At 40.4% G+C, this 22,608-nt stretch carries 27 protein-coding genes; 18 read left to right on the top strand and 9 right to left on the bottom strand.

The features are described from left to right. Positions 1–2: 2 nt before the first annotated feature. The 8 genes from ACFSQ3_RS00280 to ACFSQ3_RS00245 form a co-directional block, all read right to left on the bottom strand. A complete protein-coding gene (locus ACFSQ3_RS00280) occupies positions 3–1,343 on the bottom strand; it encodes a lytic transglycosylase domain-containing protein (protein WP_380866486.1) in 1,341 nt (446 codons plus the stop codon). A gap of 195 nt (positions 1,344–1,538) precedes the next feature. Beyond that, positions 1,539–1,757: a twin-arginine translocase TatA/TatE family subunit gene (locus ACFSQ3_RS00275; RefSeq protein ID WP_380866484.1), complete on the bottom strand. Its 219-nt coding sequence runs from the start codon at positions 1,755–1,757 to the stop codon at positions 1,539–1,541. 106 nt (positions 1,758–1,863) lie between these two features. After that, on the bottom strand, positions 1,864–3,129 hold the full coding sequence (locus ACFSQ3_RS00270) for a murein hydrolase activator EnvC family protein (RefSeq protein ID WP_380866483.1): 1,266 nt from the start codon (positions 3,127–3,129) through the stop codon (positions 1,864–1,866). 131 nt (positions 3,130–3,260) lie between these two features. Continuing rightward, entirely contained in the window at positions 3,261–4,016 is a 756-nt protein-coding gene (locus tag ACFSQ3_RS00265) for a DUF4292 domain-containing protein (RefSeq protein ID WP_380866481.1), read from the bottom strand. After that, complete coding sequence (locus ACFSQ3_RS00260) at positions 4,006–5,721, bottom strand: tetratricopeptide repeat protein (RefSeq protein ID WP_380866479.1); 1,716 nt, start codon at positions 5,719–5,721, stop codon at positions 4,006–4,008. Before ACFSQ3_RS00260 ends, ACFSQ3_RS00265 begins: the two co-directional genes overlap by 11 nt. A 201-nt stretch (positions 5,722–5,922) precedes the next feature. Further along, complete coding sequence (locus ACFSQ3_RS00255) at positions 5,923–6,144, bottom strand: DUF6814 family protein (RefSeq protein ID WP_380866477.1); 222 nt, start codon at positions 6,142–6,144, stop codon at positions 5,923–5,925. Positions 6,145–6,186: 42 nt separating this feature from the next. Further along, positions 6,187–7,731 carry an MFS transporter gene (locus tag ACFSQ3_RS00250; protein WP_380866475.1) on the bottom strand — a complete coding sequence of 515 codons (1,545 nt, stop codon included), beginning with the start codon at positions 7,729–7,731 and terminating at the stop codon, positions 6,187–6,189. A 49-nt stretch (positions 7,732–7,780) separates the two neighbouring features. Continuing rightward, the gene (locus tag ACFSQ3_RS00245; RefSeq protein ID WP_380866473.1) at positions 7,781–9,160 is read right to left on the bottom strand and encodes a hypothetical protein; all 1,380 of its coding nucleotides are present in this window, start codon (positions 9,158–9,160) and stop codon (positions 7,781–7,783) included. Between the two features lie 373 nt (positions 9,161–9,533). Here ACFSQ3_RS00245 and rplM point away from each other — a divergent pair, with 373 nt between their 5' ends. The 4 genes from rplM to tsf all read left to right on the top strand — a co-directional run bounded on the left by rplM (position 9,534) and on the right by tsf (position 12,217). Beyond that, entirely contained in the window at positions 9,534–9,977 is a 444-nt protein-coding gene (gene rplM / locus ACFSQ3_RS00240; RefSeq protein ID WP_380866472.1) for a 50S ribosomal protein L13, read from the top strand. 11 nt (positions 9,978–9,988) lie between these two features. Then, positions 9,989–10,375: a 30S ribosomal protein S9 gene (rpsI, locus tag ACFSQ3_RS00235; RefSeq protein ID WP_380866470.1), complete on the top strand. Its 387-nt coding sequence runs from the start codon at positions 9,989–9,991 to the stop codon at positions 10,373–10,375. Between the two features lie 18 nt (positions 10,376–10,393). Then, positions 10,394–11,206, top strand: a complete 813-nt coding sequence (rpsB, locus tag ACFSQ3_RS00230) for a 30S ribosomal protein S2 (protein WP_380866468.1) — start codon at positions 10,394–10,396, stop codon at positions 11,204–11,206. Between the two features lie 174 nt (positions 11,207–11,380). After that, positions 11,381–12,217, top strand: a complete 837-nt coding sequence (gene tsf / locus ACFSQ3_RS00225) for a translation elongation factor Ts (protein ID WP_380866466.1) — start codon at positions 11,381–11,383, stop codon at positions 12,215–12,217. 79 nt (positions 12,218–12,296) lie between these two features. Here the strand turns inward: tsf and ACFSQ3_RS00220 are convergent, their stop codons facing one another. Continuing rightward, positions 12,297–12,614: a DMT family transporter gene (locus ACFSQ3_RS00220; RefSeq protein ID WP_380866464.1), complete on the bottom strand. Its 318-nt coding sequence runs from the start codon at positions 12,612–12,614 to the stop codon at positions 12,297–12,299. 663 nt (positions 12,615–13,277) lie between these two features. Here ACFSQ3_RS00220 and ACFSQ3_RS00215 point away from each other — a divergent pair. From ACFSQ3_RS00215 to ACFSQ3_RS00150, 14 genes are all read left to right on the top strand, one after another. Next, positions 13,278–13,718, top strand: coding sequence for a hypothetical protein (locus ACFSQ3_RS00215; RefSeq protein ID WP_380866462.1), 441 nt, complete (start codon positions 13,278–13,280; stop codon positions 13,716–13,718). A 52-nt stretch (positions 13,719–13,770) separates the two neighbouring features. Then, a complete protein-coding gene (locus ACFSQ3_RS00210; RefSeq protein ID WP_380866461.1) occupies positions 13,771–14,037 on the top strand; it encodes a hypothetical protein in 267 nt (88 codons plus the stop codon). Between the two features lie 81 nt (positions 14,038–14,118). Next, positions 14,119–14,979, top strand: coding sequence for a hypothetical protein (locus ACFSQ3_RS00205; protein ID WP_380866459.1), 861 nt, complete (start codon positions 14,119–14,121; stop codon positions 14,977–14,979). 90 nt (positions 14,980–15,069) lie between these two features. Then, a complete protein-coding gene (locus ACFSQ3_RS00200) occupies positions 15,070–15,546 on the top strand; it encodes a DUF5004 domain-containing protein (protein WP_380866457.1) in 477 nt (158 codons plus the stop codon). Between the two features lie 341 nt (positions 15,547–15,887). Beyond that, the gene (locus tag ACFSQ3_RS00195) at positions 15,888–16,124 is read left to right on the top strand and encodes a hypothetical protein (RefSeq protein WP_380866455.1); all 237 of its coding nucleotides are present in this window, start codon (positions 15,888–15,890) and stop codon (positions 16,122–16,124) included. Positions 16,125–16,213: 89 nt separating this feature from the next. Further along, the gene (locus ACFSQ3_RS00190) at positions 16,214–16,855 is read left to right on the top strand and encodes a DUF3560 domain-containing protein (protein WP_380866453.1); all 642 of its coding nucleotides are present in this window, start codon (positions 16,214–16,216) and stop codon (positions 16,853–16,855) included. Between the two features lie 129 nt (positions 16,856–16,984). Beyond that, positions 16,985–17,344, top strand: a complete 360-nt coding sequence (locus tag ACFSQ3_RS00185; RefSeq protein WP_380866451.1) for a hypothetical protein — start codon at positions 16,985–16,987, stop codon at positions 17,342–17,344. 14 nt (positions 17,345–17,358) lie between these two features. After that, positions 17,359–17,517 carry a hypothetical protein gene (locus tag ACFSQ3_RS00180; RefSeq protein ID WP_380866449.1) on the top strand — a complete coding sequence of 53 codons (159 nt, stop codon included), beginning with the start codon at positions 17,359–17,361 and terminating at the stop codon, positions 17,515–17,517. 5 nt (positions 17,518–17,522) lie between these two features. After that, positions 17,523–18,206 (top strand): phosphoadenosine phosphosulfate reductase domain-containing protein, encoded by a 684-nt coding sequence (locus ACFSQ3_RS00175; protein ID WP_380866447.1) that lies wholly within the window; start codon positions 17,523–17,525, stop codon positions 18,204–18,206. After that, a complete protein-coding gene (locus tag ACFSQ3_RS00170; protein ID WP_380866445.1) occupies positions 18,193–18,909 on the top strand; it encodes a hypothetical protein in 717 nt (238 codons plus the stop codon). The genes ACFSQ3_RS00175 and ACFSQ3_RS00170 overlap by 14 nt, the downstream gene beginning before the upstream one ends. A 13-nt stretch (positions 18,910–18,922) precedes the next feature. After that, entirely contained in the window at positions 18,923–19,183 is a 261-nt protein-coding gene (locus tag ACFSQ3_RS00165) for a hypothetical protein (RefSeq protein WP_380866444.1), read from the top strand. 52 nt (positions 19,184–19,235) lie between these two features. Next, positions 19,236–19,769 (top strand): hypothetical protein, encoded by a 534-nt coding sequence (locus ACFSQ3_RS00160; protein ID WP_380866442.1) that lies wholly within the window; start codon positions 19,236–19,238, stop codon positions 19,767–19,769. Next, entirely contained in the window at positions 19,705–21,132 is a 1,428-nt protein-coding gene (locus tag ACFSQ3_RS00155) for a PBSX family phage terminase large subunit (RefSeq protein WP_380866441.1), read from the top strand. The genes ACFSQ3_RS00160 and ACFSQ3_RS00155 overlap by 65 nt, the downstream gene beginning before the upstream one ends. Next, the gene (locus ACFSQ3_RS00150) at positions 21,129–22,598 is read left to right on the top strand and encodes a phage portal protein (protein WP_380866439.1); all 1,470 of its coding nucleotides are present in this window, start codon (positions 21,129–21,131) and stop codon (positions 22,596–22,598) included. The genes ACFSQ3_RS00155 and ACFSQ3_RS00150 overlap by 4 nt, the downstream gene beginning before the upstream one ends. Positions 22,599–22,608: the final 10 nt, after the last annotated feature.

Below are 22,608 nucleotides of genomic sequence, written 5' to 3'. Positions count from 1 at the left end.
TTTTAGCTTTGCGCTTGAAAGACTTTTATTTTTTGTCCAATAGAAAGGTGGCTTGTTTTGATATTGTTATCGGCTTTTAATCGATTTATTGATGCTCCACGATATTTAGATGCAATGCTCGACAACGTATCTCCTTTTCTTACAACGTGCAACACATAAGCCATTTGTTTCTTAGCAATTCCTTCTTTGGCCTTCGCCTTATTTACGTTATTTGCCAAACGTGCACTTATAATATTCTCTGAAGTTTCCTTTTCAATACGTAAAGATTTTCCGACAGGAACGCTTGCCACTGGCAAATCATTCCACGTAATTAAATCAGATACCGAAACACCATTTGCCTTAGCGATTGTCGCCAATGTTTCTCCTGACTTTACGATATACTGAAAGCTTTCTTTTTCTTGAAATGGCACCGTTTGATTATTCAATGCCATATACAACAACGAATCGTTCAATCCTTGCTTCACTGGGACAATTAGTCGCTTCGGATCGGCCGCAGAACCATTTACCTGCGTTTTCTTGAATGCTGGATTGTATGCTTGTAATATGTCTAACGGACAGTTTATAGCTGAGGCAATACGGCTCATATCAACATGTTTGTCTACCATCATTACTTTATATGGCAAGGCTAGATCTGTTGTTCGTGCGGTAAGATGATGCATATCTGGATGTTGTAAGACATATGACATCGCTATGAACTTCGGAATATAGTTTCTCGTTTCTTGAGGAAGGTAAGGCGATAATTCCCAGAAAGTTGGTGCTCGCATGCCTGAGCGTTGTATTGCACGACGAACACAGCCACGACCACAATTGTATGATGCTAATGCTAATAGCCAATCGTTGAATTCATCGTGCGCTTCTGTTAGATATTTGGAAACCGCGTAGGTCGATAAATACACATCTTTTCGTTCATCAACGTAGCTATCCATGGCTAAATTGTAACCTTTCGCGGTTCCATAAATAAACTGCCATGGTCCTAAAGCACCTGCGGATGATAGAGTATGTGGATTAAGCGAAGATTCTACAACAGATAAAAACTTAATTTCATCGGGGATATTGTTTTCCGCGAAAATCTGTTCGTAGATCGGGAAATAGTATTGGCTCAATCCCAATAATTTCTCCATGTAAGGTTGGTAGTTCCGCGAAACGTATTTATCGAGATATGCTTTGACCAAATGGTTATATTCCATAGGAATGGACTTCTGCATGCGCTGTATACGCTGCCCAATAACGATATCATCGTACGAAAATTCAATCGGAGTAATGGTTGCTTCCTTGATAGAATCTAGATGTGCAATAACGGTTTCTCTTTCCTTTTCTAACTGCTTTTGGACAGCTTGTTGCATCGGTTTTCTTAAGACATTTCTTACTCGCTTTTGCTGAGCAATAGTAATTTGGCTAGCTGTTAGTAATATAATGAACAGCAAACTAATTTTATTAAACATTCCGAACGAATATCAAAAAGACATACAATAAAAAGCCAAAAAGTTTTATCACGTGGGTGATAAAACTTTTTGGCCGTTATTTAACGTGTAATCCGACTATTTTGGATTGTTGATTGAGTCATTTCTTCCTGCATGTGGAGCATTAGAATCTTCAGCGGTAGGATCTTCGCGTTGTCCCTCTTTGAATTCCTTAACCCCTCTACCTAAACCTCGCATCAATTCTGGAATCTTCTTACCCCCAAATAATAGAAGAACGATTACCACGATGATAATAATTTCTTGCGTTCCGATAAACGCTAATGGTGTTGTATACATATACATAAAATCTGTTCCTAATTTCCCTTTACACTAATACCAAATGTAGTCACTATCAGGCAATAAAACTAATTTATTAACTAATTTGTTACTGGCTCATACATCTTTATCGCGCTAACCAACCTGATGGGTCCTGCGCATTTTGTCCTTGATATACACCAAAGTTCAACACTGGATATCCACGATCTGGGTCGTCGTCTACCGTTCCGATGGTTTGTCCGCGTGATACTTTCTGCCCCTGACGTACAGAATACGACTTCAGGTTGGAATATGTTGTAAAGAATTCACCGTGACGAATAACGATAAGACCAGGAAGTGCTTGCGCCACTTCGCCGTCAAACACCGCTTTTACGGCCGCATTTGATGCTGTACGAATACCCACATCTGGATCGTCAATTGTAACACCGCGTTCCACCGTTTTGCGACCAAATGCACTGACAATATTACCCTGCCCTACCGGCCACGGCAAACGACCGCGATTGGATTTGAAATCTGCAGATAAACGCGTTGCCTCCGGTGTATTGTTCAGGACGTTCGACCCGGTCTTTTTCTCAATCTTTTTCTCCGCTTCCGCAACGGACGTTCCAGAACGTTTTGCTTCTGCTTCGGCCAACTTGCGTTGACGCTCTTCTTCCAATCGCTTCGCAGCCTCTACTTCACGGGCAATTGCGTTACGTATCGCCGCATCTAAACGCTTCTTCTCTTGTTGTTTTGCTGTAAGCTGACTTTGGAAACCACGCTCCTCACGCACTAGCTTGTTTAACTCTTGCTGATGTTGCGATCTGTCTTTTGCGATAACGTCGCGCTCAGCACGTTGTTCCTTCAGCAACTTAGCTTGTGTTTCCTTATCGCGTTCTAGCTGTGCCAACTTCAACTGAATCTGCTTTTGCGTTGCTTCAATTTCCGCAGCTTTGACTTTTCTTGCATCATTAAATTGCTGCAAGTACTTTACGCGTTTAAATCCTTGATTGAAATCTTTGGAGGCGAAGATGAACATCATCTTGTTGTACGCATTCTTATTACGGAACGCGAAAAGAATCATCTTCTTGTAATCGCGGCGCATTTTGTCTAACTCGGCCTCTAGTGCCGCAACTTCGCGGGTATTTTTGGCGACTTGGTTGGAGATAATCTGCAGCTCTTTATTAATCGTCGTGATTTTATCTTCGCGAAGATTTAATTGTTTACTTAGTGCAGAAACCTCATTTTGAGACAATAATTTTTCCTTTAGTTTCGCTCGTAAACCTTTCTGAAGTTGAATAATTTCGGCATCAATTCTCTCTCTTTGTTTCTTCAATTCAGCACTGCTTTGCCCAAAAGACAGGATGGCACCGAAACAAACAAACGCTATGCTGAAGATTATTTTTCTGATCATACGAGTTACCGAAACTAGCTATTGCATCATTAGTAAGAGAGCAAAATTAAGGATATTAATTAGTTATGCAGATATGCACTGATTTCTTTTTTTAGATTTCACGATTTTTAACAGTCGTTAAGCCGTACATTTTAGAATGGCATGTCGACTTTTTCATTGAAAGTCAATCGATTGTAGCGCAAATCAGCTTGCAAACTCAAACCTTCGCCTTTCACCTTTAAAACGCAGTGTTGCGGAAATAGGTGTCCATTCGTCGAAACGTATTCTTGATAAGCAACATCAAGAACCTGCGCCAACTGTCGATCCTCCATTTTCGAAGCATAAGGACGATTCTTTTCATTCATCCCATATTGGAAATTCAAACTATTTTTTGCGCCTACAATAACCACATCTTCACCCGAACTTGCTACTTGAACCTGCCCTGCACGTAACAATTCCGTAGAAAGGTTTCCTACTAAAATATCTTGTAAAGATTTAAATGATAAACTTGGGTTGATGAAGTTGTACACGTAGGAAAAGCGTTTCGCAATCAGTTCCTTCTTCGGGTATTTCGTCTGAATCTTAATGCTATCCGGCGTAATTAATACGCGAGCAACTTCGATATTAAGTAATGCAGTCACCGAGATCCAAATGGATTTATCGCGTTCAATCCGGATGTGCGCCGTTGCGTCGTGTGTTGCTTTATCAAATGCTACTTTTGCTTTTGCTCTACCCGAAAACGTCAGATAATCGAGATTGCTCATCTCAAACGTTTTAATCGAATTATCCACGGCGACCGTGGTCGTTTTGTCCAAGTCTTCCTGCTTTTTAGCCAACTTTCTTTTTGAAGAACAAGCTGATGTAAAAACAGCGACAAGTAATAATAAAGCAATTGATTTATTCCACATATTTTTTCTCACGGATTTTCTGTTTCAACTTATCTATGTCTACAGACTTATCGCCAGCAGCAAGGTTTAATGCTTTTTCCCATTGCGCAACCGCAAGCTTCGTTTTGCCCTGTTTTGATAGAATATCGCCATAATGCTCCAAAACTACTGCTGTTGGTTGCACGCCTTTCAATGCCTTTTCTAACCAAATCTGTGCTTCCGCATATTTACCTTGCTGGAATAACACCCAAGCATAAGTGTCCATAAAAGTTTTAGATTCGGGATCGATAGTTGTAGCTTGCTTGGCATATTCCGCGGCCTGATCTAAATTTTTCTTGCGCAATGACCAGTAATACGCCACATTATTTAATGCCGTTGCATTTGTGCTATCTAGCGCGATCGCTTCCTGATATGCGGCGTCAGAAACTTTTATCATATCCAATTCATGATACAAATCGCCCAGCGATCCGTAGATCATTGATTTGACAAAATCCGTTTCTTGCTCACTGTAATTTAGTGCTGCTTCCAAATATTTGCGTGCTTCTGCCGTATTGTGATCCATATAATATGCCACTCCGGTAAAATAAAACAAGATCGCATTATCTGGAAAATGAATCAACGCTTCTTGTCCGTGCATGATAGCTTCTTTCAATTGATTGGCTGCTAACTCCACATTTAGCAATTTACGCCAAGTATCTGCTTGACTTGGATTTATGCCGAGCGAGGTCAGATATAAGGATTTTGCTTCCGCCAGCTGTACTTGCTGCCAAAGAATATCTGCTTTGAAGTTATAGTTTTCCGCAATGCGTGGATATTTCAACACCAAGGCATTTGCTAAGTCTTGCTTTTGTGGCAAAGTCAACATGGCTGGGCTCGCTGAAATCTGCATCATCACGCGATGCTTCTCGGGATAAGGGATACTTTCGGAATTAAAAGCACTTTTCAACGCTTCGAACGCCAACCTAGAATTTTTCTGCGTGATGTACACGTCCGCTAAGTCCAAATACAGCAAATCGTTCTTCGTAACTGTTAAACCATTTTCGACCACACGTACAGCTTCCTTCTTCTGCCCTAACTTATTGTGCACAAAAGCCAGCGTTCCATAAACTTCACGAATTTGCGATTGGCGGTTGTACCATTTCTCTAGCAACACTTTTGCATCCTTGAAGCGACCCATATCTACTAGCACTTCCGCTTTCACCATATCCAGCGTATCGGATTCACCGATCGCTTTGATGGCATCGTCGTAAACTTGAAGCGCTTCTTCCGGCTTTTCGGAAGCATTTAGCATCAAGATCTTTTCACGAAGAATCATCGAATTGTTTGGATAATATTCCAAAAGATTGTTCAATGTTTTCACGATAGAATCTCCATCGCCAGTCGATTTATACAGCCCCAACAAATGATTGTTGTAGGTCAAATCTTTAGGCTTTAAACGTATAGCATCCTTTGCGAGGGCAAGACTAGATGCTAAATCTCCCATTTGTCCATATACCAATGATTTGGCGTAGTACGCTTCCGAGGAGTCAGGATAATGTTGTATTAAATCGTCCAGCAACTCGATTCCCTGATCAAGTTGCCCACTTTGCAACAATTGCTGAAAATTGACTAGCTTTTGGTGATATTCGGACGTATTTACTTTTTGCTGAGCCGCAACTTGTGAAAAGAAACTGGCTACAAAAACGATAGATAGGCTAAGAATTCTTGCTAAAGAATTTGAGAACATATATGAGTTTCGCTTGGATTTAGAAATAAAAACCGCTTTCGGCTTCGTTTAATCGTATTAAACAAATGTAAAACAATAAAGTTCTAAACGGCGATGGTTTTAAGTTTTAGCAAAAAATTTACAGAAGGAGCCTTATTCCCACAATTTAATGTTTATCGGATTCAAAAAAGGCTTCGCTGATAAACGAAGCCTTATGATTAATCAATCTTCTTGTGTGTATTCACCGATTATAGCGTAATATCCGAATACCCCAAGCCCTAATACAATGAGCGGCATGAGCACAAATAAGATGATGATACCAAATACCACTCCGTCTTGCGTTCCAGAAATAAATTTTGGCCAACCAAAAGTGACTAGAAAATATCCCATCGCCACGGCCAACAAAATCCAAACTATGCCTAAAAATCTTTTTATTGCGTTCATAATAGCTTTTTCTAAGTATTAAAAATCGTTTTCTACCTTGTTTTAATCTGCGTATCGCGTTGTCATCTTTTTCGAGATGTAAATAATACCGATTACGAAACAAATCGCTCCGATGATAATCGGATACCAAAGTCCTTCTAGATAGAAATCTGCTTTGCCTTCGGTTTGCGCATTGGTAACAAAGTACGTCGAAATTGCCGGCAGCAATCCTCCAAATATCCCATTACCGATATGATACGGCAGCGACATAGAGGTATAACGAATGCGCACTGGGAAAAGTTCTACCAAGAATGCCGCGATCGGCCCGTAGACCATCGTTACAAATAAGACTTGAATAAATACTAAAAATGTCAATCGCCACTTGTCACTATCGTTTACCTCGATCGATTTCGCTTTGACGATTTGGGCTTTGCCGTCCACCACCTTTACCAATCCATTTTCTAAATGTTTGGTCTCCGTCTCCTTCACGATTGTCCCATCCGCATAATGCATTGTAGTTACGTAAACAGAATCTTTTACATCGCCGATTTCCTTAAAACTTACTGTACTGGTTCTTTGATCAACCAATTCCGACTTATTTTCCAAATTCGTCGTTTGGTACATGTTTTCGTAAATACTTCGGTATGACAAGATCGCTATTAACATACCAGTCATCATCACGGCTTTACGTCCAATTTTATCGCTCAGCCAACCAAAGAAAATAAAGAAAGGCGTTCCGAACAATAAAGCCATGACCAAAATCGTAATCACTTGTTGGGAATCGACCGACATTACTCGCTCTAGAAAGCTCATGGCATAAAATTGCCCGGTGTACCAGATCACGCCCTGCCCCATAGCCGCACCAAATAGCGCAAGCAAAACGAACTTCAAGTTATAGCGATTACCAAAACTTTCTTTTAATGGATTGGCTGAGGTTTTACCTTCGGATTTTGCTTTCGCAAATGCCGGAGATTCGCTCATATTTTTACGAATCAGATAAGAAACGTACACCATCAAAATAGATACCCAAAACGGAATACGCCATCCCCAAACATCAAATTGTTCTGGAGTCAACATCGTTCTCGTAAAGAGAATAACTAAGAGCGAGATGAATAGACCGACTGTTGCTGTCGTCTGAATCCAAGATGTCCAAAATCCTTTTTGACCTTTCGGCGCGTGCTCGGCGACATAGGTTGCCGCTCCGCCATATTCTCCACCTAACGCGAGCCCTTGCAACAAGCGCATAATTAACACCAGAATTGGCGCCGCATAGCCAATTGTTTCAAAAGCAGGCACACATCCGATAACAAATGTAGCTCCACCCATAAGCAATAGGGTGACCATAAACGTGTACTTACGACCGATGATATCACCTAATCTTCCGAAAAACAGCGCGCCGAATGGGCGCACAACAAACCCGGCCGCAAAAGTGGCCAACGTGGATAAAAATGCTGCCGTGGGATTATCAGAAGGGAAAAACTTGGTGGAGAGTACGACAGCAAGACTTCCGAAAATATAGAAATCGTACCATTCGATTAATGTGCCCATGGAAGAAGCGGTAATAACGCTCCAAATTCCACTAGGTTTCTGAGTGTTGGTAGTGCTCATATAGTTTAATTTTGGTTACGTGAATTCATAGATAATAATAGAAATGATATTATAAGTAGATATGTAATTGAAGAAGAAACTCACCTTTCGATCCATTTCGATCTCCGATACCGCGATAAATTGGACGAGTAGAATATTGCCCGGTAATCTTCGCATGATGTCCGTCTAAAAACAAGTTAGCGCCAATGTCAAATTGGGAACTTGGCGCTTGCAATTGTTCGAAATCCTTATACGTGTACGCACCAAACGGTTGCAAGCGCACTTTTGGATTTTCTTTTGCAGTCGGAATTAAATAACCGGCTTGGGTGTACCAAATGTTTCCTGTGCCAATCGTTGGTTGCGCGTTTCCCGGTCCTGCCAACGCACGCGATCCAGTAAAATTTTCGTCGTTGGTGGCTATATTCATAATCCCAATATTTCTCAGATAATTTGGTCCCATATTATAGTTGTAAAATGCGGAGTAGGCCGTGAATGCTCCTTTCAACTCGGGCGAACCAATTGGCAAGTCTAAAAATGCATCTACGGAATACAAACGCATATCGTGCTTACTCACATTCCCCGCCACGGAACTGCGCGTTGCATCTGGCGCATTGTAGAAACCCGCACCGATATTAAAAACTTTCTTTGTTCCTAAATATGATCCAACTTTATAAGGCAGCAAATTCGATTCCGTATCGAAGAACTGGTACTCAACGTAGCCAGCTTTCGATAATTTTGTATTTCCGTTGTGATCTACAGCAATAGCCAAATCTTGTTGCGCAACATCGGTCGGCGTTAGGTTTGTAGCAAACGGCTTATTTAAACTGAAGCGATATTCCAACTTGCCATACTTACCTTTTGCGAAAACCCCCATTTGTCGTGCGAACTGATCGGAATTGTCTATTAATGGCCAATTGAAAATAGGCGCATCCGCCGCCAAGAAGTTCAATGTAGAAGTCATTGTCATTCTAGACAACCCCATATAATAATGCAATCCGCCACCCACAGATAAGCTAAATTTCCTATCTTTTTGCGGCAATACAATAGCGTATTCATTCCAAGCATCGTGGAAGAACAAACCGGGCTTTTTTCCAGCACCATATCCACCGGTACCCTGAGAGCCGGCCGCGCCACCGTTGGCGAACGTTTGATTGTTGATTCCTACGTGCGTAACTACCATATAACGTGGAGATATTTGCGCGTAGGCTAGAAAGCGTAAACGGCGATTCCCAAAATCGAAACTACTTTCGGCGGATTCTCCATTTATACTGGAGCCTGGATTTTGCTGAGTTGATCGTGCCCATATTTGGTTCCACAAAATAAATCGTACATACTTCGACCCATCCTCGTTAAGATCGAGCTTAAGTCCAGATCCATACTCTGAAGAACCTTGTGCAAATAATTGTTGAGAAAATAACACAAGGCATAAGACGCTTAATAAATACTTCATAGCACTTGGGAATTGGTTTATAACAAAACTGGTTACAAAAAGAGATTTCGAAATGCATCGAGCCTCACACATTATCTAGTTTCGAATCCGCCAGTATCTTATAAAGGCAAAGTTCTATTGGTTGTAAATGTCTGATGAAAATAAGAAAATTGTCAGAACTATACAACACGCATCAAAAAAAAGGAAAAAAATTTTCTCACTGTGTGGCGCGATCACCACAATGGAGAGCGATAGTAGAAGTTGATGTTTAACAATAACTTACCATAATAAATAATGAGTTGTTTATTACCAAAATAATTTCTACTTTTGCAGACCTTATTGTAGTGAGTACAAAAAGGAATAATTATCAATTAATTTATAAAAACAAAAGCAAGTGAATACGTTAAGTTACAAAACTGTCTCTGCTAACAAAAACACCGTGAACAAGGAATGGATCGTTGTTGACGCTGAAGGAGAGATTTTGGGGCGCTTGGCAAGCCAGATTGCGAAAGTAATCCGTGGTAAACACAAGCCTACATTTACCCCACACGTAGACTGTGGCGATAATGTGATCGTTATCAACGCAGACAAAATTAAGTTGACAGGAAACAAATTGGGCGACAAAGTATATGTTCGCTACACAGGCTACCCAGGTGGTCAACGTTTTGTTTCTCCAAAAGAATTAATGGCGAAGCACCCAGAGCGCATCATCGAGAAAGCGGTACGTGGTATGCTTCCTAAGAATCGTTTGGGTCGTGAATTGTTCAGAAACCTATTTGTATATGCAGGTCCTGAGCACAAACACGAAGCTCAAAATCCAAAAATCGTTAAATTTTAAGGAGATACATTATGTCAACAACTAACACTTCAGGTAGAAGAAAAACTGCTGTTGCCCGCATCTACTTAGCTGCTGGTAGCGGAAACATTACTGTGAACGGTAAAGACTACACGGTATATTTTCCAACATTGCCATTGCAATACATCGCTACGCAAGCATTGAACGTAGCGGAGTCATTGGCTAACTTTGATGTTAAAGTAAACGTACAAGGTGGAGGCGTTAAAGGACAAGCAGAAGCTGTTCGTCTTGCAATCGCTAAAGCATTGGTAGAATTAGACCCGGAAGTAAAACCTGCTTTACGTGCTAAAGGATTGATGACGCGTGATGACCGTATGGTTGAGCGTAAGAAACCAGGACGTCGCAAAGCACGTAGAAGATTCCAATTCAGTAAACGTTAATCAAAGGAGGATCACAAAATGGCAAGAACAACATATCAAGATTTATTGGATGCAGGTGTGCACTTTGGTCACCTTACCCGTAAATGGGATCCGAAAATGTCTAAGTACATTTTCATGGAGCGTAATGGCATCCACATCATTGACTTGAACAAAACCCTTACGAAATTAGAAGAAGCTGCTTCAGCTATCAAACAAATCGTAAAATCAGGTCGTAAAGTATTATTCGTAGCAACGAAAAAACAAGCTAAAGAGATCATTGCTCAACAAGCAAAAGATGTTAGCATGCCTTTCGTTACAGAGCGTTGGTTAGGTGGTATGCTTACCAACTTCGCTACAGTACGTAAGTCTATCAAGAAGATGTCTAACATCGACAAGATGCAAAAAGACGGTACTTACGACGTATTATCTAAGAAAGAAAAATTAATGATTCAGCGTGAGCGTATCAAGTTAGAGAACCTTTTAGGAGGTATCGCTGACCTAAACCGTCTTCCTGCTGCATTATTCATCGTAGACGTTAAGAAAGAGCACATCGCTGTTGCCGAGGCAATGAAATTAAACATTCCTACTTTCGCGATGGTAGATACAAACTCTGATCCTACGAACATTGATTTCCCAATCCCTGCGAATGATGACGCGACTAAGTCGATCAACCTTATTGCAGAAGTAATTGGAAAAGCAATCCAAGAAGGTCTTGATGAGCGTAAACGCGATAAAGAAGATGAGGCTGAAAAAGAAGCAGCAGCTTCTAAAGCAGCTATCGACAATGGCGCAGAAGTTGCTGAAGATGCAGCTGCTGGAAAACGCACTCGTAAAGCTAAAGACGTAGAATAATATTCTACCGACAAAAGCCGGACAGACAAGTGCTCGTTTCTGGAAGCTTCCGCTTCTTTAAACTAGCTTGGCTCTCCGGTTTTTACTTATTTATCACAGGGCTAACATTCAGTTTACATCAATAAACGATTTTGTTGGCGCTTAACAGAACAAAACTCAAAAAATAAACATATCATGTCAGTACAAATTTCTGCATCAGATGTAAACAAATTGCGTCAACAAACCGGCGCAGGTATGATGGATTGTAAAAAAGCATTAGTAGAAGCTAATGGCGATTTCGAAGCAGCAGTAGATTACCTTCGTAAAAAAGGTGCTAAAGTTGCAGCTAGCCGTCAAGACCGTGATTCTAACGAAGGTGTTATCATTGCTAAATCTACTGCTGATGGTAAATCAGGTATCGTAGTTGAAGTTAATTGTGAAACTGACTTCGTTGCTAAAAATGCTGACTTCATCGCTTTCGCGGAAAAAATCGCTGATTTAGCATTGAATAGCCAACCTGCTTCTTTGGAAGAATTGAAAGGTTTGGAATTAGATGGTCGTCAAGTAGCTGAATACCTAATCGAGCAAACTGGCGTCATCGGTGAGAAAATCGATGTTTCTAAATACGAATTGGTAGCTGCGGATAAAGTTGTTGCTTACATCCACGGTAACTACCGTTTAGGTGTATTAGTTGGCTTATCAGCTGATGCTGCTGGTGTAGAAGAAGCTGGTAAAGATGTGGCTATGCAAATTGCTGCAATGAATCCAGTAGCTATCGATAAAGATGGTGTTGATTCTAAAACGATCGAGCGTGAGTTGGAGATTGCTAAAGATCAAATCCGTGCGGAAGGTAAACCAGAAGAAATGGTTGAAAAAATCGCTTCTGGTAAATTGAACAAATTCTACAAAGACAATACGTTGTTGAACCAAGAGTTCGTGAAAGATTCATCTAAATCTATCGCTCAATTCTTAGATAGCGTATCAAAAGGTTTGACAGTTACAGCTTTCAAACGCGTACAATTGGGTGCATAACACCACTTTTTTGTAAGTATACAAGAAAGGCACATCTGATTAGATGTGCCTTTCTTCGTTTGTAAGCATACTTACTCGTCTAGAATATCTTTAGACCAATAATACCCACCACGATCAATAAAGCGGATAGCATCCGCGGCAAACTGGCCGAATCTTGAAAGAACAGTATGCCAACAAACAGCGTTCCCACCGCTCCTATTCCCGTCCAAACAGCATAAGCTGTACCAATCGGGATCGACTTCTGTGCAAAGTACAATAGCGAACCGCTAACAGCTAAGGAAAGAATGGACATCATTATCCAAGGAAGCTTATTTAGACCGGGGTTTTGAGCCATCTTCAAACCAATAGGCCAGCCAATCTCGAAAATACCTGCAAAAATCAATGCTATCCAATTCATAGGTTCTTATTTAATTTGAGAGCAATAATCGTTAATAAAAAGTAGAAATAACGCAAAATAATGACTGAAGCTGTCAACTTCATTGCTTAAACGTTATACTCACCGCCTAAAATATATTGATAGCTAAAATTAGGGCAACAGGTTCCTATTAGCTTAAAAATGCACACCTTGCTTGCAGCTTCCAATTAGTTAGACACGATGCTAAACTTTCGATTGACAAATTGCAGCAAAACTATCATCGATGCTTCTTTTGCTTTTCGCATGCACTGATTATCGTTTAACCTCTGTGAGAACAACTGCATCCAAATTTAAATCAAAATACCATTTCGGAGAGCCAACTCCGCTAAACAGGTAACAGTAAAAGATTACTCGAGCTATGTTGAAATCTTAGCTATTATGTCAGCTAAACACTACATTTTCGCGAATGAGTTTGAATTTACGCAAACGGTTGACTAATACTGAAAAAGCGTTTTAGCACAGATTTTGAGTTTACTACCCAATGCAGTACGACTTGTGAAATATAAAATTTAAAACTGTTTTATATAGATTTGTAAAATAACAATTGGCAAAAAGACAACTAAACCAAATTTTATATATTTAGCAGTACGATCAACAAATTAGTCACATTCTTTATCGGGGGAGAAAGAATAAAAGTTAAGCATCATGGGATTAAAAGAGCCAAACAAATTACTCCAGCTACCTAGGGTGTTGGGAGAGATTAGAGCAAAGAGTATCCAAGAGCCCGAAATGAAGTTTGGATATGGTAAGAAACATGTACTTCTATATGAATCAAGAACATTGTTAAAAGATAGTGGTAATGCTATGTTGTACGCTGGTTTTTGCCCCAAAGAGAAGGAAGTGATTTATGGCTTCAAAGATGGTATTTTACAATCCTGTATTGTTGTTTTCAATATTGATATAACGACTATTGCTACTGATGTCGCACGCTTCTATGCGGAAAATTACCGACTTACAGGGGTGGTACAAAACACCTATCTTTTTGAGTCGTACGATAAAAAAATAACCGTTGCCGTATCCACTAACGAACACATGGGACTACACGCGATCTACTATAAAAATAAAGTAGACGTCAATGTAAATTAATTACAGATAATTTGTCAACAATAGGTATATTAGATTAACCTATTGTTGACAAATGCTTAAAATTATAATTAGTTACCTCTTTGGACGTTCTTTGTTTGAATCAGAATCTAATAACAAAAACGCACAGCTACTCAAAGGCAAAGTAATCGTTGGCGATCGCCTCTACCGTATTGACGATTTAAAAAAACAGTTAGCTGAATTTCTTCAGGTGCCGCAACAAAGTTTACGGTTCAACGAACAAACGAACATTTTCTATATTTCAGGATCAAATGTTACCTATTCTGCTGAAGAGATCGTAAACAAATTTTCGCCTTTATAGACGGAATAATATTGGGAAATTTGACGAATATTGCTATCTTGTGAAGTAACACAATCAGCTATTCTATCAACTAACTACGCTATGAAACCGACTCTTCAATTTGCAGGAAGCATCTTAAGTCTATTATTGTTACTATGCGTTGGATGTTCCACGCAATACGTGGCTACCATGCAAAGCGACGGTATGCACAAGCGTTATCCAGACAGTACATTTTATAGCGGTGGCGACACGCTTGGCGTTTCCTACAGTTTCAACAATCACGACGGATCAATTCGAATTCGTTTAGAAAACTACAGCGATCAATCACTGATGATTGATTTGGAAAAATCTGCTGTAGTAATAAATGGAGAAACTAGAGGCTATTTGAACGGCACTTCATTTGTTCAAGGTCGCATTACGGGGGACGCCATCACATGGGCGAACGGCAATAATCGCGATCGATCGCGGTACACGACTATGTCTGGTGATTTTAGTGCTTCCATTCAAAATGAACGAGATAGATTATTCATTCCTGCGCAATCATTTCTCGAGGGAACATACATCAATCTTGCTGACGATGTGAGAAACCTATTCAAAGAAAATTTCACAGGAAATAAAGGTCAAATATTTTTATTTGACCAATTTTATCCGACCTATACCATGCAATATGGATTAAACAATTCACCTTTGAAAATACGGAGCCATATTAGCTATGAAGTGCTAAACAAAGAAAATCAACTTATGGCAAGTGCAAGTAACGTACAAACATTTTATGCATCCGAGTTGATGCAAATTCGTCAAGCCAGTAAGAATCGACTCCATAGTTTGTTGGATACCCGAGCAGATATGTCTGGGACGAGCGTAGCGAGCAAATCCGGCGCAGTTTTCGGCACAATCGGTATTTTAGGTGGACTCGTCGGCTTAGCAGTTTTATTGAAGGACGTGCCGGTTGATCAGAATTAGTGACAAGTGCTAATACAATTTACATTTTCGCGATTAAGAAACTCACGTCAATCTGAGCACTAAACATTTCTAACTATACATTTTATTAACATGAACAAAATCTGTTATCTAACGGCTACTATCGCTGTTTTCACATTGACACTATTTTCCTGCGGGAAAGACGATTCTACACAAACTATTGAAGAGAGCAATACCATTGTAGGCGAATGGCAATTGTTGACTTCCACATTCTCCGTTAATGAAGACGGTGATACTAGCACCGATGTCACAGATCACGAAAAACTAGGAAAACCATCCATTGTCACGTTCTCCGATGATGGGAAAGTAGATATAATCATTTACAGTATGCTTAATGACACACTTTCATCTCATAGAGAAACTGGAAGGTACACTAAAAAAGATGACACAACGCTTAGCCTAACTTTAACTGAAGTTGGAGAAGATGAGCCGTACGCGATAAATTTTGAAAGATATAAAATTGAGGGGAAACAACTTACTTTTTACACTGTTGAGCGATATTCAAATATTTTTATCGAAGGATATTTTGTAGCTCGAAGAATAAAATAAAATCCTACTCGCCATAAATCGAAAGACCATATTGTCAATCGACTATATACTTACTTCTGCTCAAAAAAACTGCACACAATTAAGTAATAAAAATCTGATTGCTTTTTCGCTAAAACAGCATCCTCGTAAAACAAAATAACCTCAGAAGAAATAAGTTGTTTAAAAACAAAAAAGCTTGTCTTTCGACAAGCTTTTTTCGTAGCGGGGAGCAGGCTACGAATTACTAACATTAAAAGCTGATTTATATATGTTTATAAAACCAAGTACCTGAACTGCTCACAAAATCGCTCACACTTTTGATCAACAAGCTCCGATATAATAATATATGTATATATTTGTGCATGACATTTAAAGAGTTGATCGAAAAACATCGCGACAAGTTGAATATGGTTGGTATATCATACCACATGTATCCAAATTTAACGCAGAATACTGCCAAGACAAAATTGTCAAATAAATTATCCGAGTTGCAAGTTGGATCTGGAAAGCAAAGAATTTTACCCCGTGACGAGGACGCTGCACGTAAGGCGTTACTTTCGCTAAAAGATGACCTTACAAAGTTTATCGACCAAGAATAAGCAAATTATAATTAATAATTATATAATATAATATTATTATATATAGTTTTTAGTTTATATCTTTGTGTAAAGTAACACACACAGAAGATATGAACACATACGCTGAATTTTGCCCTAATGTTTTCGTAGCAAAGTGCACCGAACAGCACGAAAAAGGCTCGATCATTAACGTCACTACAAAATACGGAAAAGAGAACGAAAGTGAAGTTCACAACTTCGTTTTTGAAAAGGATGGCCATTATTACTACTCGATTACTCGCGCAGATGGCTTCAACACACAACAGCGCGCAAAGAATAAAGCCGACCGCCTAATATCAGCAAGTAGCAACGCTACCAGCAAGAGCAACCATTATTACGAAGCATCTCAAGAAGGTAGAGATTTTCTCGCTTTAGCAGAGCCTATTAAAATCGGCCACCATAGCGAAAAGAGACACCGCGCACTCATAGAACGAAATCATAACCGGATGGCTAACGCCGTCAAATTTGCTGACAAAGCTGAAGAGTACGATCAACGTGCTGAATATTGGGAAAAGAAAGCAAATGACATCAACTTGTCTATGCCCGAAAGTTTGGATTTTTACGAGTTTAAACTTGAGCAAGCGAAGAAGCTTCACGAAGATATGAAATCTGGAAAGGTTGAAAGGTCACACTCGTTTTCATTGACCTATGCGAAGAAAGATGTTAACGAGCTGACGAAAAAACTTCAATTAGCTCAAAAGCTTTGGGCTTAAAAATTACGAACATACAGGATAGAGCCATCAATCGGCTCTATTCTTTTTTTGCGCACAAAATAATATGTGTACTTTATATAGTATTACAAAATACGTCACCAATTTCTTAACCATTAATTTTATACCATCATGAGTAACTTAACGCTTTCAATCAAACAAACCTATTTTGATCAGATCAAGTCTGGTAAAAAAACGTTTGAAGAGCGAGAAATCAGACCTAACAACATCGCGAGATATTGCGAAGTCGATGATGAAGGATTTGTTTTAGAGAATGAAGATAACGAGCCGATAACTCGTCACTACGACACGATCACTTTCTTGACTGGCGCCTACAAAGGAACTAGAGAAAAGATGATTGTCGAAGTGAAAGAGAGCTACACAATCATCCTCTACGACGAGGAAACGAAAGAAGAAGTTACTTATGATCATAACGGCGAAACTTACACAGCCGCACTTATTCGTTATGAATTAGGCAAAGTCATTAGTTAACTAAATTTTATAGAATGAGACGAAGAACAACAAATGCTACTTCCAACTATCGAGGGGGAATGCGTGCAGCTTCAAACTCTAGTGGTGGCACCGTAGGGCGAAATGGTAGATTTATCAACCGCCGTCAGCGATATGGCGATATGCGTAGAGCTTTCGGCATGGCATCTGGCTAGTACGTATGAACATCATTCAGCACGCAAAACAAGTTATCAGCACGGTTAGCAAACAGACTAATCGTGCTATACTTTTTTACAGCTGTGGAAAGGACAGCATCGCGCTACTGGATCTTATGTCAAAAGAGTTTGATGAAGTTGTATGCGTATTCATGTATTTCGTTAAAGGACTGGACCACGTCGAAATTTACTTGAAAGATATCGAAGTTAGATATCCGAACGTCCGGATCATCCAGAAGCCTCATTGGAACCTTACTTTCATTCACAAGTCTGGTACATACTGTATACCGGACAAAAGTGTTAAGCTTAAAAAACTAAAGGATATCGATGACGAGGTAAGAGCAGAAACCGGGATTGAATGGTCTTTTTTCGGAATGAAGAAAGCCGACAGTCTTCATCGTCGCGTTATGCTTATGGGTTATGAACTCGAAGGTATCAACGAGAAAACAAAAAAGGCGTATCCGCTTAGCCTTTGGAAAAACGGCGAGGTATTGACATATATCAAAAGCCATAACCTTCCCTCCCCGATCGTTTACGGCAAAAAGGCAAGTAACGGGATTGGCTTCAATGTCGAATGCTTGCTATTTCTCCGCAAACGTTTTCCCCAGGATTATGCAAAAATAATAGCAGCCTACCCTATGAGCGAAGTAATACTATATCAATACGATCAACAGCATGCAGCTAAGTAAATACATATCATCTGAATCGGTTCAAATTCAACGATCCGAAATATCCTTCGCCGACTACAATCCGCGAAAGATAAGCGAGTCCGCGAAAAAGAAGCTCAAAGCTAATATCAAACGCTTAGGTGTGATGGGCGGCATCGTATGGAACGAAACCACGCGAAACATTGTCGGCGGTCACCAAAAGGTTAAGATTTTGGACGAACTCCATGGCTATTCGCCAGACGAAAACAAAAACGACTACGTCTTGACTGTCGAAAAAGTCAAACTTTCCATCAAAGAAGAGAAAGAACAAAACCTATTCTTAAATAACAAAAGCGCGCAGGGCGAAACAGATAACGATCTGCTTGCACGGATGATCACGGATATTGACTACGATCTAGCGGGATTGGACACATTTGACTTGCAGCTTGCTGGTATAGAATTACCATCGTCGACCGATATCGCGGATGATGTTGATCCATTCGAAACAATGCGCGAGCTTGAAAAGGTCAAATCTCCAGCCGAAAAGAAGCAGGACATCCAATCCAAAAAAGAAGCTGTTCGAGAAAAGGCAATTGATGATATGGCTGATCGCGAAACGTACGTGACACTATTGTTCAAATCTGCTAAAGCAAAAGAGCAGTTTATGCACCGCTTCAATTTCAATCCCACTGATAACATCATTCAAGGAGAGACGTTGGACGACATGGTAGAAATAGTTTATTAATAACGTAAAAATTATGGCAGAACAATCCGAAGATAATCTTGAATACATGAGACAAATCATGATAGGCAAATGTAAAATCAAATCCGTAAAAGAAACGCTTCGTCAAAAGGACGCTGTGAAAAAAGAAAACATAGAATCAACTCCCAGAGTGATTCTTAAAACGTGTTGTCCAATGAATGAAAACATCAAGGGAGAAATTGTTTTAACACGCTACGAATATGAAGCTGTATTGGAAGCAATAGAGCAGATTCTAATTGTTGGCACAACTCATTAGCGAGTCTCCACCGCGTGGCAAAAATATAACTAGATATAAATAGATATAGAATATGGCAAAAAAGGGCAGAGATCCGAAACATGATTATAATGATGCCATGTTTCTGCTGAAAGTCGAAGGCTGGGCAAGAGATGGTTATGATGACTGCCAAATAGCTGAAATGCTTGATTTGACCGCCAACTACTTCTCTGAACTAAAGGGGAAATTAACAGTATTATCCGTAGCTCTTAAAAAGGGTCGTCAGCCATTGGAAGTGCTCGTTGAAAACTCCCTATTCAAACGGGCAACCGGATTGAAAGTTAAGACAACTGTTCGCAAATGGGTGGTTATGCCTAACGAGGATGGAGAAGATCAGAACGTCGAAGTAGTTCAAGAAACCGAAACGGAATTACCTCCAGATACCGGCGCTGCAATGGCGTGGCTGAAACATAAAAAACCTGAAATGTGGAACATTGCTACCAAAATGCAAATGGAGCAAGATATAAACATGAATGGCAGTATATCAATAGATAGTTGGCTAGATGCAAACAACGAGGGGGAAGATTCAGACGATACAGAAATCGAAGAAGATTTCGACGGCGAATAAACGGCGAGTAGGTCGAACGCGTCCTAAAATAAAGGTTGCATCTCCATTTATACCGCTTTATGAGGATAAGAAGAAATTCATCATCCTCATTACTGGTGGCCGTGGTAGCGGAAAGTCGTTCAACGGTTCCCTGTTCCTTGAAAGATTGAGTTTTGAGAAAGGTCACAGCATTCTTTTCTCTCGTTATACGATGGCTTCGGCTGCTGATTCTGTTATTCCGGAATTTCAGGAGAAGATCGATCTGGAAGGTACAACCAAGTTTTTCACAGTCAAGAAAAACAATGTCATCAACAAACGGTCTGGCGTTCCGATTATGTTCCGCGGTATCAAAACCGGATCTGGAAACCAAACCGCCAAGCTAAAATCCATTCAAGGTCTAACGACGTTCGTTGGTGATGAGATGGAGGAATGGACGGATTTTGAAAGCTACGAGAAGCTTATGCTCTCAATCCGTCAAAAGGGAATCCAGAACAGGATTATCCTGATCATGAACCCTACAGATGATAGTCATTTCGTTTATGAGCAGTATATCAAAGACACGCATCGAGTTGAAACGATCGACGGCGTAGATGTTCAGATAAGCACGCATCCGAACGTGCTTCACATACATACCTCCTACCTCGACAACGTCGAAAACCTGTCTGCTAACTTCCTTGAGCGTATCGAACAGATCAAGCAAGAAAGCATAAAAGAAGCTACTGATGCACAGGGAAATTTTGACCGGTCTAAGTTCCAAATGACCAAGTATGCCAACGTTGTTATTGGTCGCTGGGCAGATATTAAAGAGGGTGTTATCCTTCCTAAACAAGAAGAAGGCGAATTCAACGAGTACCTCCACTACTGCTATGGTCAGGATTATGGTTTCTCCGTCGATCCAGATACGCTTATGCGCGTTGCTGTTGACACGAAGAAAAAACGCATCTATGTAGATGAGGAATACTATGACACCAAGCAGCTAGGAACCGAGGAGATTATCGCGCTCAACAAATCGCGAATACTTAAATCAAATGATCTAATTGTGGGCGATAGCGCGGAGGACCGGCTAATCAAGGATATTGAAAAGCTGGGTAAGGTCAACATTCGGCCATGCTGGAAAGCGCCTGGTTCTGTGTCCGCTTCGTTATTGAAGATGGCTGATTACACGATCGTCTACACTCCGCGAAGCCGAAATGTACGAACCGAACTCAAAAACTACATCTGGAATGATAAAAAGGCAGGAATACCGATCGACAAATGGAATCACGCGATAGATGCGATTCGCTATGCGTTCGACTTTTTAACGAAAAACGATCCGAATGCTGCGCAGAAAACTAAACAGGCTATACAATCAATCAGAACTCCTAAACGAAGAGTAAGACGATGACAACAGAACAAATAAAAGAATTACTGGACGGCGACTACAACACGCTATATGATGTTGTGCGCAAGTCCGAAAAGGTTATTAAGCTAGGCACAAAAACAATCTCTGTTACTGATGCTATCCGGCAGTATGATCCTTATCATCACGACGTGAATGATCCAGCCGTCAGAGAGAAACGAAAACTTGAAATTGAAGGGGAAGAATATACGGATAGTATCACTCAAGAGACGAAAACATCCGTGCAGTACGATGAAGTCGAAGTAAACAGGCTCCAGTTAGCAAGGCAAAAGCAAATCGTTCAATCAGCGGTTTTCTTTGAGTGCGGATCAAGCATCACGCTCGATTTCACAGGAGAAAACGAAAAAGAAAATGAGTTTTTTGAACTGATCAAAAAGGTTTGGGATGACAATAAACTTTCATTTAAAACAGAGGATATCGTTGAGCGCCGAATGATTGAAACACATTGCGCGGAGTTGTGGTACGATTACACCAATGATGAGTACTGGTCTGAAACAATGTTGAATGGCAGCACGCGTAAGCCGGGCATGATGTTGCTGTGCAAAGAGAATGGAGATGATATCTTTCCTGTTTGGAATGAGCACGACGAGCTTGTAGCATTCGGCCGTAGATACGAAAGCACAAATCCCATCACAGATATAAAAACGCTTCACTTCGATTTCTATACTGCCGATCTAATCGTGCTAGGTAAACAAGAAGATGGCGGTGAATGGCAGCTTGATCCAAAGGATGGTTACGGGTTCCTCCCTATCATCTATCATTCACAGAAACGTCCGGAATGGTCCGACATCCAACCGCTGGCCGACCGCGAAGAAAATAATACCTCCAACCTTGCCGATACTAACGATTACTACGGGGATCCTGCAATGGTTGTAGAAGGAGAAGCGGAAAGCCTACCATCCAAAGGAGAAGTAGCTAAAGTTATTCAGGTCAAAGGAACTTCGGACGGTGGACGCGGAAGTGTTTCTTTCGCGCAGCCGGATGCAATGGTTGAATCGAAAAAGATGGAGTTTGAGAAACTCAAGCAAGAACAATTTGATATCACCAATACTCCAGATATTAGTTTCAATACGATGTCCCAGCTGATGAGCAACGGAACGTCCGGCATTGCGCTACGTCTCCTATTCATGGGGCCGCAATTGAAAGGAAACAAAGCACAAAAACGTTTACACGAAATGCTGGTTCGCCGGATCAATGTTATCAAAAAAATGCTGATCAGTTTTTCTGAAGCAGAACTTAGCGAAATGAAGAATGTTAATCCGGCAATCAATTTCAAAGATGCTCTTCCTGTCAATAAACAAGAGTTGATCGGCAACGTCACATCACTTGTTAATGCGAAGCTGCTTTCGCGTAAAACCGCTATCACTATGCTAGGCGAAGTTTCAGATGTCGAAGCAGAATTGAATCAGATTTTAGAGGAAACAAGAACAGAAGCCAAAACCGAATTATAATTAATAATTA

Origin of the sequence: Sphingobacterium corticis (assembly GCF_042684745.1) — a bacterium.
Lineage (GTDB): Bacteria > Bacteroidota > Bacteroidia > Sphingobacteriales > Sphingobacteriaceae > Sphingobacterium > Sphingobacterium corticis.
Note: the sequence above shows the minus strand (reverse complement) of the source record. Positions and strands in the feature narration are given on the sequence as shown.